Here is a 12878-nt window from a genome sequence, read left to right as displayed (position 1 = left end):
TCGCCTCCATGGCTGTGCAATCCGTCGAAAGCACCACGTCCTCCCGTGTCTCTCTCGGCCCCGCCGTCGCGCTGTCCTGCCGCGAGTGCGGCGAGCGCTTCGGCCTCGGACCGATCTTCGCCTGCGAGTCCTGTTTCGGGCCGCTGGAGGTGGCGTACGACCTGCCGGCCGGTGACCCGGAGGGCCTGCGCAAGCGGATCGAAGCCGGTCCGAACAGCATCTGGCGCTACGCGCCGCTGCTGCCCGTCCCCGCCGACGTCGCCGGCAAGCCGAACCTCAACCCCGGCCTGACCAAGCTGGTCAAGGCCGACAACCTGGCCCGTGAGCTGGGCGTGACCGGCGGTCTGTACGTCAAGGACGACTCCGGCAACCCGACGCACTCCTTCAAGGACCGCGTCGTCGCCATCGCCGTCGAGGCCGCCCGCGCCTTCGGCTTCACCACCCTGTCCTGCTCCTCCACCGGCAACCTCGCCGGCGCGGTGGGTGCGGCGGCGGCCCGGGCCGGCTTCCGCTCCTGCGTGTTCATCCCGCACGACCTGGAGGCGGGCAAGGTCGTGATGGCCGCGGTCTACGGCGGCGAGCTGGTCGGCATCGAGGGCACCTACGACGACGTCAACCGCTTCTGCTCGGAACTGATCGGCGACCCGCTCGGCGAGGGCTGGGGCTTCGTCAACGTCAACCTGCGCCCGTACTACGGAGAGGGCTCCAAGACCCTCGCGTACGAGATCTGCGAGCAGCTCGGCTGGCGGCTGCCGGACCAGATCGTCATCCCGATCGCCTCCGGCTCCCAGCTCACGAAGATCGACAAGGGGCTGAAGGAGCTGATCGCGCTCGGGCTGGTCGAGGACAAGCCGTACAAGATCTTCGGCGCTCAGGCCGAGGGCTGTTCGCCGGTCTCGACCGCCTTCAAGGCCGGTCACGACGTCGTACGGCCGCAGAAGCCGAAGACCATCGCCAAGTCGCTGGCCATCGGCAACCCGGCCGACGGCCCGTACGTGCTCGACATCGCCCGGCGCACCGGCGGCGCGGTCGAGGACGTGGACGACGAGCAGGTGGTGGACGCGATCAAGCTGCTGGCCCGTACGGAGGGCATCTTCGCCGAGACCGCCGGCGGGGTGACCGTGGGCGTGACGAAGAAGCTGATCGAGAACGGCCTGCTCGACCCGGCGCTGACCACCGTCGTGCTGAACACCGGCGACGGGCTCAAGACGCTGGACGCGGTGGCGCCGACCACCGGGCCCACCGCCACCATCCGGCCGAGCCTGGAGGCGTTCCGCGCCGCCGGTCTGGCGGGCTGACCGCCGCGCGCGGCCGTAGCCATCCGTGCGCGGCCGCGCACACCCGCAAGCGCCGGCACCCGCCTGCGAGCACCGTCACGCGCCGGTACGCCGTCGTCCGCGCCCGCGGTCACCGGTACGCCCGCGCCGGCCCGCCCCTACGCATCCCCCCGCAAGCTGGAAGGCAGAACACCATGAGCGTCAACGTCCGCATCCCGACCATCCTGCGCACCTACACCGGCGGCCAGGCCGAGGTCCCCGCCGAGGGGGCGACCCTCTCCGAGGTCATCGCGGACCTGGAGAAGAACCACGCGGGCATCGCGGCCCGCGTCCTGGACGACACCGGCAAGCTGCGGCGCTTCGTGAACGTCTACGTCAACGACGACGACGTGCGCTTCGAGCAGGGCCTCCAGACGCCGACGCCGGACGGCGCGGGCGTCTCGATCATCCCGGCGGTGGCCGGCGGCTGCTGAGCCGCCGCCGGAGCGCCGGGACGCCGGGGAGCCGTAACGATCTTTTTCGGCCCTTGTCCGGTCCAACGGCTGGAATCGCCCTGTCCGCCACGAAGCGGACGGGGCGATTCCGTGTTGTTAAAGGCGATACAGTTGGGGTGATCCCCCGTTGAGCGCGCGCCGGACGCATCGGATACCCCGGCAAGTTGTGCGCGAAGTGTGGACATGATTTGTCGCGTTGGTGAGCTTTGCCCGGCCCGACTCGCCCTGAAGTATGGGCTTTTCTTCGTATTTTTACGATTGTTCGCGAGCGGAATTCTCGTCCGACTGACCTGTTGCGCTGGGCAGTTGGACAGATACATTCAGCGGCGGTCGACGCGTTCCGGCGCACACCCCCTCCTTGTCGGGGGGTGAGGTCTGACCCGGGTCCGCGGAGTGCGGTCCTGTGCAAGGGCCAGTAATAGGGGAGTTAGGCATGGCTCAGGGCACCGTCAAGTGGTTCAACGCGGAGAAGGGGTACGGCTTCATCGCGGTCGACGGTGGTGCGGATGTATTCGTCCACTACAGCGCGATCCAGATGGACGGTTACCGCACCCTTGAGGAGGGTCAGCGGGTCGAGTTCGAGATCTCGCAGGGCCAGAAAGGGCCGCAGGCGGACATGGTCCGCGTGGCCGGCTGAAGCGCCGACCGACTGCTGCGTACGAGGGTCCGCGTCCCCTGCGGGGGGCGCGGACCCTCTGTGTTCAGGTGGGGAGGGAGGGCATGCTCGGCGAGGAGCCGCAGGTCGTCCGGCCGCACCTGGTTTGACACCGGGGGCGCCACGGGGAGGCTCCGCCAAGCCGCTTGCACTCTCCTGTGCCGAGTGCTAATCATTGCGTTAGCACTCTACGAGTGAGAGTGACAGCTAAGGACCGACTCGGTGAGGTCCGCGGGCAGGTGGGGCAAGGAACCACCGGCTCGCGAACCGTCCGTCGCGGGCGCCAGCGCGGTCCGGAGTATCCACCCTCCCCCAGACGAAGTCCGGGGGGCCCCAGTCCGGGAGGACCACTTCACATGGCCAAGATCATCGCGTTCGACGAGGAGGCGCGGCGCGGTCTCGAGCGCGGGATGAACCAGCTCGCCGACGCCGTCAAGGTCACCCTTGGCCCCAAGGGCCGCAACGTCGTCCTCGAGAAGAAGTGGGGCGCCCCCACGATCACCAACGATGGTGTGTCCATCGCCAAGGAGATCGAGCTCGAGGACCCGTACGAGAAGATCGGTGCCGAGCTGGTCAAGGAGGTCGCGAAGAAGACGGACGACGTCGCCGGTGACGGCACGACGACCGCGACCGTCCTGGCCCAGGCCCTGGTCCGCGAGGGCCTGCGCAACGTCGCGGCCGGCGCCAACCCGATGGCCCTCAAGCGCGGTATCGAGCGCGCCGTCGAGGCCGTCTCCGCCGCCCTGCTGGAGCAGGCGAAGGACGTGGAGACCAAGGAGCAGATCGCTTCGACCGCCTCCATCTCCGCCGCCGACACCCAGATCGGTGAGCTGATCGCCGAGGCCATGGACAAGGTCGGCAAGGAAGGCGTCATCACCGTCGAGGAGTCCCAGACCTTCGGTCTGGAGCTGGAGCTCACCGAGGGTATGCGCTTCGACAAGGGCTACATCTCGGCGTACTTCGCCACCGACATGGAGCGTATGGAGGCGTCGCTCGACGACCCGTACATCCTGATCGTCAACTCCAAGATCTCCAACGTGAAGGACCTCCTTCCGCTGCTGGAGAAGGTCATGCAGTCGGGCAAGCCGCTGCTGATCATCGCCGAGGACGTCGAGGGCGAGGCCCTGTCGACCCTGGTCGTCAACAAGATCCGCGGCACCTTCAAGTCCGTCGCCGTCAAGGCCCCGGGCTTCGGCGACCGCCGCAAGGCCATGCTCGGCGACATCGCCATCCTCACCGGTGGCACGGTCATCTCCGAGGAGGTCGGCCTCAAGCTGGAGAACGCCGGTCTCGACCTGCTGGGCCGCGCCCGCAAGGTCGTCATCACCAAGGACGAGACCACCATCGTCGACGGTGCCGGTGACAGCGAGCAGGTCCAGGGCCGCGTCAACCAGATCCGCGCCGAGATCGAGAACAGCGACTCGGACTACGACCGCGAGAAGCTCCAGGAGCGTCTGGCGAAGCTGGCCGGCGGCGTGGCCGTCATCAAGGCCGGTGCCGCCACCGAGGTCGAGCTCAAGGAGCGCAAGCACCGCATCGAGGACGCCGTGCGCAACGCGAAGGCGGCCGTCGAGGAGGGCATCGTCGCCGGCGGTGGCGTGGCCCTGCTGCAGGCCTCCTCGGTCTTCGAGAAGCTGGAGCTGGAGGGCGACGAGGCCACCGGTGCCGCCGCTGTGAAGCTGGCCCTGGAGGCCCCGCTGAAGCAGATCTCCGTCAACGGCGGCCTTGAGGGCGGCGTTGTCGTGGAGAAGGTGCGCAACCTGGCCGTCGGCCACGGTCTGAACGCCGCGACCGGCGAGTACGTCGACATGATCGCCGAGGGCATCATCGACCCCGCCAAGGTCACGCGCTCCGCGCTGCAGAACGCCGCGTCGATCGCCGCGCTGTTCCTGACCACCGAGGCCGTCATCGCCGACAAGCCGGAGAAGGCCGCCGCGGCCGCTCCGGGCGGCATGCCGGGCGGTGACATGGACTTCTGATCCTTCCGGATCATCTGTCCTCAGGTCGCTGGGGCGGCACTCCTCCTCTCAGGGGGGTGCCGCCCCAGCGGCTTTTTCGGGCCCAGAGGCCGCGCGGCTTCCCGTACGGCTCTCCGTACGGCCGAGGTGTGCCGATTCCGTACGGTGCTCCTTGCGCGGACCCCGGCCCCGCGGGGCACGATCACCCCATGACGACTCGAAACGGGCAGACCGCCCGACCGGACCGGTTCGCCGCGGACACCGTCGCCCTGGTCACCGGCGGCAGCAGTGGGGTGGGCCTGGCAGCCGCGCGACGGCTGCTCGCGGACGGCGCGCGGGTGGTGGTGTGCGGCCGCGACGAGCGCCGCCTCGACGCCGCCGTGGCGCAGCTGCGGGAGCAGGCGCAGGAGGCGGTGACGGGCGGCGAGGCGGCCGTTGCGGATGCGACGGGCGCGGGGGCGGGGCCGGCCGGCGCCGCCGCTGAGCGGGTGCTGGGCGTACGGGCCGACACGGCCTCCGTCGCCGATCTCGACGCCGTGGTCCAGGCCGTGGGCGACCGCTTCGGGCACCTCGACATCATCTTCGCCAACGCCGGTGTGTATGCGGCGGCGCCCTTCGAGGAGATCACCGAAGCCGACTTCGAGCGCGCGGTCGGCGTGAACTTCAAGGGCGTGTTCTTCACCGTCCAGCGGGCCCTGCCGCTGCTGCGGGACGGCGGCGCGGTCGTCATCACCGCTTCGTCGCTCGTGCAACGCGGGCAGGCGGACGCCACCCTGCACTCCGCGACCAAGGCCGCCGCGCACAACCTCGCCCGTACGCTCGCGGCGGCGCTCGCCGGGCGCCGTGTCCGCGTCAATTCGGTCAGCCCCGGCTATGTCGAGACGCCGATGTTCGCGGACTCCGGTATCGGCGGCGCGGAGGCGGAGCGGCTGCGCGCCCGGACGGCGGCGGGCCGGTTCGGGCGGCCGGAGGAGATCGCCGACGCGGTGGCCTTCCTGGCGTCCGGCGAGGCCTCGTACATCAACGGGCAGGACCTGGTGGTGGACGGCGGGCTGCACGGCTGCGACGTGTGAGGGGCGGCCGGCAGGGCCTGTACCGCTATGTCGCCATCTGTGAGATTCGGCATGTAAGGCGGCGCTGGTCCTGGTATGGGCACGGCGGCCATACTTTCCGGAGCCTCGCCGGAAGGTGATCTTCCGCGTCGGCCGCCCCCGCCCCCGGACGCCCCGCAAGGACGCCCATGAGCACCCTCGATTCCCTGGTCGTCGGCCTCAACGACGGTCTCTGGACCTACCTGCTGATCCCGCTGGTGGTCTGCGCGGGCCTGTATTTCACGGTCCGGTCCCGGGCCGTACAGCTGCGGCTCTTCCCGGAGATGCTGCGGGTGCTCAAGGACAAGTCGCAGCCGCGGGCGGACGGCTCCAAGCCGGTCTCGTCCTTCGGCGCCTTCACCATCTCGGCGGCGGCGCGGGTCGGTACGGGCAACATCGCCGGCGTCGCCACCGCGATCACCCTGGGCGGCGCGGGCGCGGTGTTCTGGATGTGGGTGATGGCGCTCGTCGGCGGTGCCTCGGCGTTCGTCGAGTCGGCGCTGGCCCAGCTCTACAAGGTGCGCGACGGCAACGGCTCCGGTACGTACCGGGGCGGCCCCGCGTACTACATGCAGCGCGGGCTGGGGAAGCGCTGGCCCGGTGTCCTGTTCGCCGTCGCGATCACGGTGACCTTCGGCTTCGTCTTCAACGCCGTGCAGTCCCACACGATCACGTCGGTCGCCGCCGGTTCCGTCTCCGGCAGCGGATCGTCGTGGTTCGCCCCGGCGGCCGGCCTGCTGCTGGCCGTACTGCTGGGTGTCGCGATCTGCGGCGGGGTCCGCCGGATCACCTCCGTCACCACCGTCCTCGTACCGGTCATGGCCGTCGTCTACCTGCTGCTGGGCGCCGCCGTCGTCCTCCTCAACCTCGGTGACCTGCCGCGGGTCCTCGGCGACATCGTCGGCGGCGCGTTCGGCTTCAAGGAGCTGGCGGCCGGCGGGATCGGTGCGGCGGTCCAGCAGGGCGTCCGGCGCGGCATGTTCTCCAACGAGGCGGGTCTGGGTTCCGCGCCCAACGCGGGGGCCGCGGCCGAGGTCACCCACCCGGTCAAGCAGGGACTCGTCCAGTCCCTCGGCGTCTTCTTCGACACCCTGCTGATCTGCACGATGACCGCGTTCATCATCCTGACGGCCACCCCGGAGCCGAGCGGACGCCAGGGCGCCGACCTCACCCAGTCCGCGCTGACCGACACGCTCGGCGGCTGGGCCGGTCACGTCCTGACGGCCGTCGTCTTCCTGCTCGCCTTCAGCTCCATGATCGGGAACTATTACTACGGCGAGTCCAACATCGGCTTCATGACGGGGCGCGCCTGGGTCCTGCCCGTCTACCGTGCCGTGGTCCTCGTGGTCGTCTTCCTGGGCGCGCTCGGCTCGGTCGGCGTCATCTGGAACCTCGCCGACGTCTTCATGGGCCTCATGGCCCTGGTCAACCTGCTGGCCGTCATCCCCCTCTCCGCCATCGCCTTCCGCCTCCTGGACGACTACACGGCCCAGCGCCGCTCCGGCCTCGACCCGGTGTTCACCCGGTCCCGGATGCCGGACCTGGCGGGGGTGGAGTGCTGGCCGGACGCGCCGACGGAGTCGGAGCGCCGGGAGACGGCGGGGGCGGGGGCGGCCTAGCCTCCGGCGCCGACCCTCCTCAGGTGCTGGGCGTTGTCCACCGACGGCCCCGTGGCGGCGTTCAGGTCTGCCAGGGCCTGCTGACCGAAGCCGAAGAAGTACGTCGCCAGGAAGCCGGCCGCGTACCCGACGAGCAGGCCGAGGGCGTACACGGTGAGGGTGGCGCCCAGCGACCGGTTGCCCTGGAGCAGGGGGAACAGGGCCCATCCTGACGGGCCGATGGCGGTGGAGCCCGCCGCCGTACCGAGCTGGTGGAACAGGCCGACGAAGCCGCCGCCGAACGCGCCGCCGGCGCAGGCGGTGACGAACGGGCGGCCCAGCGGCAGCGAGACACCGTAGATGAGCGGTTCGCCGATGCCCAGGAAGCCCGCGGGCAGCGCGGACCTGATGGTCGTACGGATCGAGCGGTTGCCCGGGAGGCGGACGTAGACCGCGAGGGCGGCGCCCACCTGGCCGGCCCCGGCCATCGCCAGGATGGGCAGCAGGACCGTGTAGCCCTGCTGCTCGATCAGTGTGGTGTGGATGGGGATCAGGGCCTGGTGCAGGCCGAGCATGACGAGCGGGAGGAAGAGGCCGCCGAGCAGGAACCCGGCCGCGGCGCCGCCGTGGGCGAGCAGCCAGTTCGCGCACGTCCCGATGGCGGTGGCGGCCTCGCCGGCCGGGAACATCAGGCCGAACAGCGTGACCAGGCCGGAGACCAGCACCGTCACGGTGGGCGTGACCAGGACGTCGAGCGCCTCGGGCACGTGCCGGCGGCACCACTTCTCGACCTGTACGGCGAGCAGCGCCGCGCCCAGCGCCCCCAGGACGCCGCCCTGTCCCGGCGAGAGCTGCTGGCCGAAGGCGGTCACCTTGGCAACCCCCGCGTACACGATCACCGCGGCGACCGCGCCGCCCAGGACGGGCGTACCGCCGAACTCCTTGGCGGTGTTGTGGCCCACGAACACCGCGATCAGCGACATGAAGCCGGAGGCGATGGCGGCCAGCGCCGGGACGAGGACGGGCAGTACGCCGAAGTTGGTCAGCAGGCCGTTCAGACCGGCGATGATGCCGCAGCCGATGAGGGCGGGGATCAGCGGGACGAAGATACCGGCGATCCGGCGGAGGAAGAGTTTGACCGGGGTGGCGTTCCTGGCCTTCTGCCGGGCCTTGAGGGCGGCGCCTTGTGCGGCGAGTCCTTCGGCGGTGGGGGGTGTGGGCCCGGTGGGTCCGGGTGCGACGGGGGAGGGTGCCGGTGCCGCGTCGCGGCCCGCCTCGACCAGGGCGGCGAACTCCGGGGTGACGCGGGCGACCGTGCCCGGGCCCAGCACGATCTGGTACGTGTCGTCCTCCACCACGCCCAGGACGGCGGGCAGCGCCTTCAGCGCGTCGTCCTGGACCAGCGAGCGGTCCGCGACGCCCAGCCGCAGCCGGGTCATGCAGTGGGTGACGGACGTGATGTTGGCGGCGCCGCCGACCAAGGGGAGGAGCGCGGCGGCGGTGGCGCGGTTCTTCTCGTCGGACATGTGGTGGGGTGCCTTGCTGTGCGTACGTGCCGGGACGGGCTGGCGGCGGCGGGAACGCCTGGCCGGTCAGCAGTCCTGAAGGGGCGGGGTGTGCAGGGCGGTGTGCAGCGCGGCCCTGAGGTGGCCGCGGGAGTCGGCCAGCAGCCGGGCCGCCGTCGGCCCGTCGACCCCGGCCAGTACGGCCAGGATGGCGTTCTTGACCTCGCCGTCCGTGGCGGCGAGCGCCGCCTCGATCTCCGCGTCCCCGGCGCCGGTGGCCAGCGCCACGATGCGGCGCGAGCGGGCGCGCAGCTTCTCGTTGGAGGCGCGGACGTCCACCATCAGGTTCCCGTAGGTCTTGCCCAGCCGGATCATGGTGATCGTCGAGAGCATGTTGAGGACCAGTTTCTGCGCCGTACCGGCCTTCAACCGGGTGGAACCGGTGAGGAGTTCGGGCCCGACGACGACCTCGATGCCGTGGTCGGCGGCCGCGGCCAGCGCGGAGTCCGCGTTGCAGGACAGGCCGATGGTCAGCGCGCCGCAGGCCGTACGGGCGTGCTCGACGGCGCCGATCGCGTACGGGGTGCGCCCTGAGGCGGAGATGCCGACCACCGTGTCGTCGGCGGTCAGGCCCAGCGCGTCCAGGTCGGCGGCGGCCAGCTCCTTGCTGTCCTCGGCGCCTTCGACGGCGGCGACCATGGCGCCCGGGCCGCCCGCGATCAGGCCCACGACCTCGGACGGGTCGGTGTTGAAGGTGGGCGGGCACTCGCTCGCGTCCAGTACGCCGAGGCGGCCGGCCGTGCCCGCGCCCGCGTAGACCAGCCGGCCGCCGCGGGCCATCCGCTCGGCGGTGGCGTCGATGGCGGCGGCGATCTCGGGGAGCCGGTCGGCGACGGCGGCGGGGACGGTGGTGTCCTCGCCGTTCATCGTGCGGGCGATCTCCAGGGTGGACAGCCGGTCGATCTCGGCGAGTTCGGGCCGGAAGGCTTCGGTGGTGAGCGTGTCCAGCTGGGCGCGTAGCTGTGCGTACTCGGCGGGGGAGGTCATGGCGGTGGCGGCTCTTTCCGGGCTCGTACGGCTCTGTACGGGGGAGCGGAGGCGGCGGGCGGACGGGTGGAGGGGCCCTCGCGGCCGGGCGGCGCGTGGTCAGCGGGTGGGCGTACGCGGCGCGTGGCGGTGGGCGAGGGCTTCGTAGGAGGCGGACAGGGCGGGCGCGGCGGTTTCGTACGTACGCTGCGCGACGCCGACGAAGAGACAGTCGACGACGAGCAGTTGGCTCGTGCGGGAGGCCATGGCGGCCGGGCGCAGCTCGCTCTCCCGGGCGGTGGACGTGGTGAGGACGTGATCGGCGTACGAGGCGATGCCGCCGTCCGGGCGGCCGGTGATCGCGATGGTCGTGGCGCCACGGTCGAAGGCCACCCGCAGCGGCTCTATGACGTCGGTCGTACGCCCCGAATGGGTGATCGCGATGGCCACGTCACCGGCGCGCATCTGGACGGCGTTCGTCACGGCGAGGTGCGGGTCGGAGTGGGCGTGCGCGATCAGGCCGATCCGCAGCAGCTTCTGGACCAGGTCCTGGCCGACGAGGTTGGACGCCCCTATGCCGTACACGTCGATGCGCCGGGCGGCGGCCAGCGCGCCGACCGCGGCCTCCAGCTGGGTCAGGTCCAGTCCGGCGGCGGTGTCGGCCAGGCACTGCTGCTCCTCCTGGGCCAGCTTCGCCACCACGTCGGGCAGCGCGTCGTCGACCGCTATGTCGGCGGTGACGGCGGGCGCGCGGCCGGCGGCCTGCTGGGTGGCGAGGGCGGCGAGCGCGATGCGCAGGTCGCGGTAGCCCGGGTAGCCGAGCAGGCGCGAGGTGCGTACGACGGTGGCCTCGCTGGTGCCCGTACGTTCGGCGAGGCCGGTGACGGTGAGCGCGGCGCAGCCGGCCGGGTCGCCCGCGACCGCCTCCGCGACCCGCTGCATGGACCGGGTCATGGACGGTGCCAGCGTCCGCACCTTGGCGGCCAGGGCCGCGGGGGCGGGCGGGCTCGGGGCCGCCCGGACGGCGGCGCCGGAGTCCTTGAAAGTTTCCTTCAGGTCGGGGCGCACAGCTGAAAAGTAATTTCACCGCCGGGCCGCGTCAATACCCTGTGGACACCCGTGGCGGCCGGCCCGGCCGCCGGCGCGGGCAGCCGGAGCGGTTGTCAGTGGTGCGGGAGAGAATGGGGGGCATGGAGCTCGAACAGGCACTGCACGCGGCCCGCGCGCTGGTCCTCGCGGACCTGGTGGCGGGCGAAGTCGCCGACGCGGAGATCGTCTCGCTCGTCGAGGACTCCGTGGCGCACCGCCGATGGTGGGTGGAGCAGTGGCCCGAGGGCGCCGAGTTCGTGGCCGGGCTGATAGCGCAGGACGTCCAGGACGCCCTCCTGGAGCGGTACGGCCGCTGGCCGCTGTGCCCCGTGTGCACCCACGGCGGCGATCCCCACGCCCTCGACGTCGAGCCCGAGTTGGGGCCCGACCCGCACTGGGTCTGTCCCAAGACGGCGGTCTCGGTGGCGCGGGTCGGCTCCCTCGGCGCCACCACCGGGGGCTGACGTGGCGCTCTACATCGACCCGCCGACCTGGCCCGGACACGGGCGGATGTGGTCCCACCTCGTCAGCGACGCCTCGTTCGACGAGCTGCACGCCTTCGCGGAGCGCCTCGGCTGCCCCCGCCGGGCGTTCGACCGCGATCACTACGACATACCGGCGGAGCGGTACGGGGAAGCGGTGCGCGCGGGGGCCGCGGAGATCGGCAGCAGGGAGCTGGTGCACCGGCTCCGTAGGGCGGGACTGCGCAGGCCGAAGGGGCGGGAGGCGAGCCGGTAGGGCGGGCTTGCCCGGGCCCGGTGGGGCGGGGCAAGCCCTGATTCCGGCGGGGCGGGGCCTGCCCCGATTCCGGTGGGGCGGGGGTTTGCCCGGATGCGGGTAGGGCGGGGCCCGCCCGGGGGCAGGCCCCGCCAGGTCAGCCGCGGTCCGCCTCGGCCATCTCGACCGGCTCCGCCTCCGCCGGCGCGTGCCGCCCGTCGGCCGAGGAGGCGACCAGGCGCGAAGCGCTCTTCGTACGGTGCAGCCGCAGCGCGACGAGCGTGGTGGCGACGCCCAGTGCCGCGAGCGCCGCGGCCGTCCAGGCCACGGCCGGGTAGCCCCAGCCCGCGCTGATGACGAGCCCGCCGAGCCACGGCCCGACGGTGTTGCCCAGGTTGAAGGCGGAGGTGGTGGTCGCGCCGGCCAGCGTCGGCGCGGCGGTCGCCACGTTGAACATCCGGGCGTTGAGGGCCGGTGCGGTGGCGAACGCGGTGACGCCGAGCAGCAGCGAGAGCGTGACGGCGGCGACGGGGCTGTGCGCGGTCAGGGCCAGCAGCGCCAGTACGGTCGCCGAGGCGCTGATGCCCCCGATGATCGTTCCGAACGGGTGCGCGTCCGCTGTGCGTCCGCCGACGAACGTACCGATCAGCGCGCCCACACCGAACAGTGCCAGCACGGTCGGCACGCTGCCCTCGGCCAGCCCCGCGGTGTCGGTCAGCAGCGGCGCCAGGTAGGAGAACAGCGCGAAGACCGCCGCGCCGTTCAGCGCGGTGCCGATCAGTGCCAGCCAGACCTGCTGGTCCCGGTAGATGCTCAGTTCGCGGCGGAGCGCTGGCCGCTCGTCACCGGTCGGCACGGCCGTCCGCGGCACCAGCGCGACCACGCCGACCAGGCCGATCGCCGAGAGGGCCGCCACGGCCCAGAAGGCGGACCGCCAGCCCGCGTGCTGCCCGAGCAGCGCGCCGGCGGGCACGCCCGCGATGTTGGCGATGCTCAGCCCGCCGACCATCACGGCCATCGCGCGGGCCCGCGCCGTGACCGGCACCAGCGACACCGCGACGGCCGCGCCGACCGCCCAGAACCCGGCGCAGGCCAGCGCGCTGACCACACGGGAGACGAACAGTACGGCGTACGACGGCGCCACCGCGCCCGCGACCTGCCCGAGTCCGAAGACGGTGAGCAGGGCGATCAGCGTGGTGCGGCGCGGCAGTTGGAGGGTGGCGCCGGCGAGCACCGGCGCGCCGACCACCATGCCGATCGCGAAGGCGGAGACCAGGAGACCGGCCTGCGGAATGGTCACCCCCATGTCCCGGGCCAGGGGCTGGAGGATGCCCGACAGCATGAATTCACTGGTGCCGAGGGCGAAGACGGAGAGTCCGAGGACGTAGACGGCCAGGGGCATGCGGGCGCGATCGGGATGGTCTTGCATGTCACGCACGAACAGTGCGCAAGCACCTGACATTCCCGG

Annotated in this window: 12 protein-coding genes; 8 read left to right on the top strand and 4 right to left on the bottom strand. The window is 71.9% G+C overall.

Annotated features, from left to right (window positions below; translation table 11 throughout):
• Window positions 1–8: 8 nt before the first annotated feature.
• The 6 genes from thrC (at window position 9) to AB0L45_RS18595 (ending at window position 7094) form a co-directional block, all read left to right on the top strand.
• The gene (thrC, locus tag AB0L45_RS18620) at window positions 9–1298 is read left to right on the top strand and encodes a threonine synthase (RefSeq protein WP_365841120.1); all 1290 of its coding nucleotides are present in this window, start codon (window positions 9–11) and stop codon (window positions 1296–1298) included.
• Window positions 1299–1471: 173 nt separating this feature from the next.
• The gene (locus AB0L45_RS18615) at window positions 1472–1750 is read left to right on the top strand and encodes a MoaD/ThiS family protein (protein WP_365841118.1); all 279 of its coding nucleotides are present in this window, start codon (window positions 1472–1474) and stop codon (window positions 1748–1750) included.
• Between the two features lie 454 nt (window positions 1751–2204).
• Window positions 2205–2408 carry a cold-shock protein gene (locus AB0L45_RS18610; RefSeq protein WP_003986833.1) on the top strand — a complete coding sequence of 68 codons (204 nt, stop codon included), beginning with the start codon at window positions 2205–2207 and terminating at the stop codon, window positions 2406–2408.
• 374 nt (window positions 2409–2782) lie between these two features.
• Window positions 2783–4405 (top strand): chaperonin GroEL, encoded by a 1623-nt coding sequence (gene groL, locus AB0L45_RS18605; RefSeq protein WP_030022296.1) that lies wholly within the window; start codon window positions 2783–2785, stop codon window positions 4403–4405.
• 188 nt (window positions 4406–4593) lie between these two features.
• Window positions 4594–5457 (top strand): SDR family oxidoreductase, encoded by an 864-nt coding sequence (locus tag AB0L45_RS18600; RefSeq protein WP_365841116.1) that lies wholly within the window; start codon window positions 4594–4596, stop codon window positions 5455–5457.
• A 167-nt stretch (window positions 5458–5624) separates the two neighbouring features.
• Window positions 5625–7094: an alanine/glycine:cation symporter family protein gene (locus AB0L45_RS18595; RefSeq protein WP_365841114.1), complete on the top strand. Its 1470-nt coding sequence runs from the start codon at window positions 5625–5627 to the stop codon at window positions 7092–7094.
• Here AB0L45_RS18595 and AB0L45_RS18590 read toward each other — a convergent pair.
• From AB0L45_RS18590 to AB0L45_RS18580, 3 genes are all read right to left on the bottom strand, one after another.
• Window positions 7091–8599, bottom strand: a complete 1509-nt coding sequence (locus tag AB0L45_RS18590) for a PTS transporter subunit EIIC (protein ID WP_365841112.1) — start codon at window positions 8597–8599, stop codon at window positions 7091–7093. The two genes, AB0L45_RS18595 and AB0L45_RS18590, sit on opposite strands and share 4 nt — an antisense overlap.
• A 66-nt stretch (window positions 8600–8665) precedes the next feature.
• A complete protein-coding gene (murQ, locus tag AB0L45_RS18585; RefSeq protein ID WP_365841110.1) occupies window positions 8666–9625 on the bottom strand; it encodes an N-acetylmuramic acid 6-phosphate etherase in 960 nt (319 codons plus the stop codon).
• 99 nt (window positions 9626–9724) lie between these two features.
• A complete protein-coding gene (locus AB0L45_RS18580) occupies window positions 9725–10672 on the bottom strand; it encodes a MurR/RpiR family transcriptional regulator (protein ID WP_365841108.1) in 948 nt (315 codons plus the stop codon).
• A 122-nt stretch (window positions 10673–10794) separates the two neighbouring features.
• Here AB0L45_RS18580 and AB0L45_RS18575 point away from each other — a divergent pair, with 122 nt between their 5' ends.
• Together AB0L45_RS18575 and AB0L45_RS18570 are read left to right on the top strand one after the other, a co-directional pair.
• Window positions 10795–11157, top strand: coding sequence for a hypothetical protein (locus tag AB0L45_RS18575; protein ID WP_365841106.1), 363 nt, complete (start codon window positions 10795–10797; stop codon window positions 11155–11157).
• 1 nt (window position 11158) lies between these two features.
• Window positions 11159–11431 carry a DUF4031 domain-containing protein gene (locus AB0L45_RS18570; protein ID WP_365841104.1) on the top strand — a complete coding sequence of 91 codons (273 nt, stop codon included), beginning with the start codon at window positions 11159–11161 and terminating at the stop codon, window positions 11429–11431.
• Between the two features lie 136 nt (window positions 11432–11567).
• Here the strand turns inward: AB0L45_RS18570 and AB0L45_RS18565 are convergent, their stop codons facing one another.
• A complete protein-coding gene (locus AB0L45_RS18565) occupies window positions 11568–12812 on the bottom strand; it encodes a Cmx/CmrA family chloramphenicol efflux MFS transporter (protein ID WP_365841102.1) in 1245 nt (414 codons plus the stop codon).
• Between the last annotated feature and the right edge of the window lie 66 nt (window positions 12813–12878).

The sequence above is a fragment of the Streptomyces sp. NPDC052496 genome (assembly GCF_040679095.1).
In the GTDB taxonomy this organism is placed as follows: domain Bacteria; phylum Actinomycetota; class Actinomycetes; order Streptomycetales; family Streptomycetaceae; genus Streptomyces.
The sequence above is the reverse complement of the archived record's forward strand: the minus strand, read 5'-3'. Positions and strand labels throughout refer to the sequence as shown.

What these genes read in the sequence shown, in the direction of transcription:
- thrC (WP_365841120.1), top strand. Translation starts at nt 9, where the DNA reads ATGGCTGTGCAATCCGTCGAAAGCACCACGTCCTCCCGTGTCTCTCTC.
- AB0L45_RS18615 (WP_365841118.1), top strand. Translation starts at nt 1,472, where the DNA reads ATGAGCGTCAACGTCCGCATCCCGACCATCCTGCGCACCTACACCGGC.
- AB0L45_RS18610 (WP_003986833.1), top strand. Translation starts at nt 2,205, where the DNA reads ATGGCTCAGGGCACCGTCAAGTGGTTCAACGCGGAGAAGGGGTACGGC.
- groL (WP_030022296.1), top strand. Translation starts at nt 2,783, where the DNA reads ATGGCCAAGATCATCGCGTTCGACGAGGAGGCGCGGCGCGGTCTCGAG.
- AB0L45_RS18600 (WP_365841116.1), top strand. Translation starts at nt 4,594, where the DNA reads ATGACGACTCGAAACGGGCAGACCGCCCGACCGGACCGGTTCGCCGCG.
- AB0L45_RS18595 (WP_365841114.1), top strand. Translation starts at nt 5,625, where the DNA reads ATGAGCACCCTCGATTCCCTGGTCGTCGGCCTCAACGACGGTCTCTGG.
- AB0L45_RS18590 (WP_365841112.1), bottom strand. Translation starts at nt 8,599, where the DNA reads ATGTCCGACGAGAAGAACCGCGCCACCGCCGCCGCGCTCCTCCCCTTG.
- murQ (WP_365841110.1), bottom strand. Translation starts at nt 9,625, where the DNA reads ATGACCTCCCCCGCCGAGTACGCACAGCTACGCGCCCAGCTGGACACG.
- AB0L45_RS18575 (WP_365841106.1), top strand. Translation starts at nt 10,795, where the DNA reads ATGGAGCTCGAACAGGCACTGCACGCGGCCCGCGCGCTGGTCCTCGCG.
- AB0L45_RS18565 (WP_365841102.1), bottom strand. Translation starts at nt 12,812, where the DNA reads ATGCCCCTGGCCGTCTACGTCCTCGGACTCTCCGTCTTCGCCCTCGGC.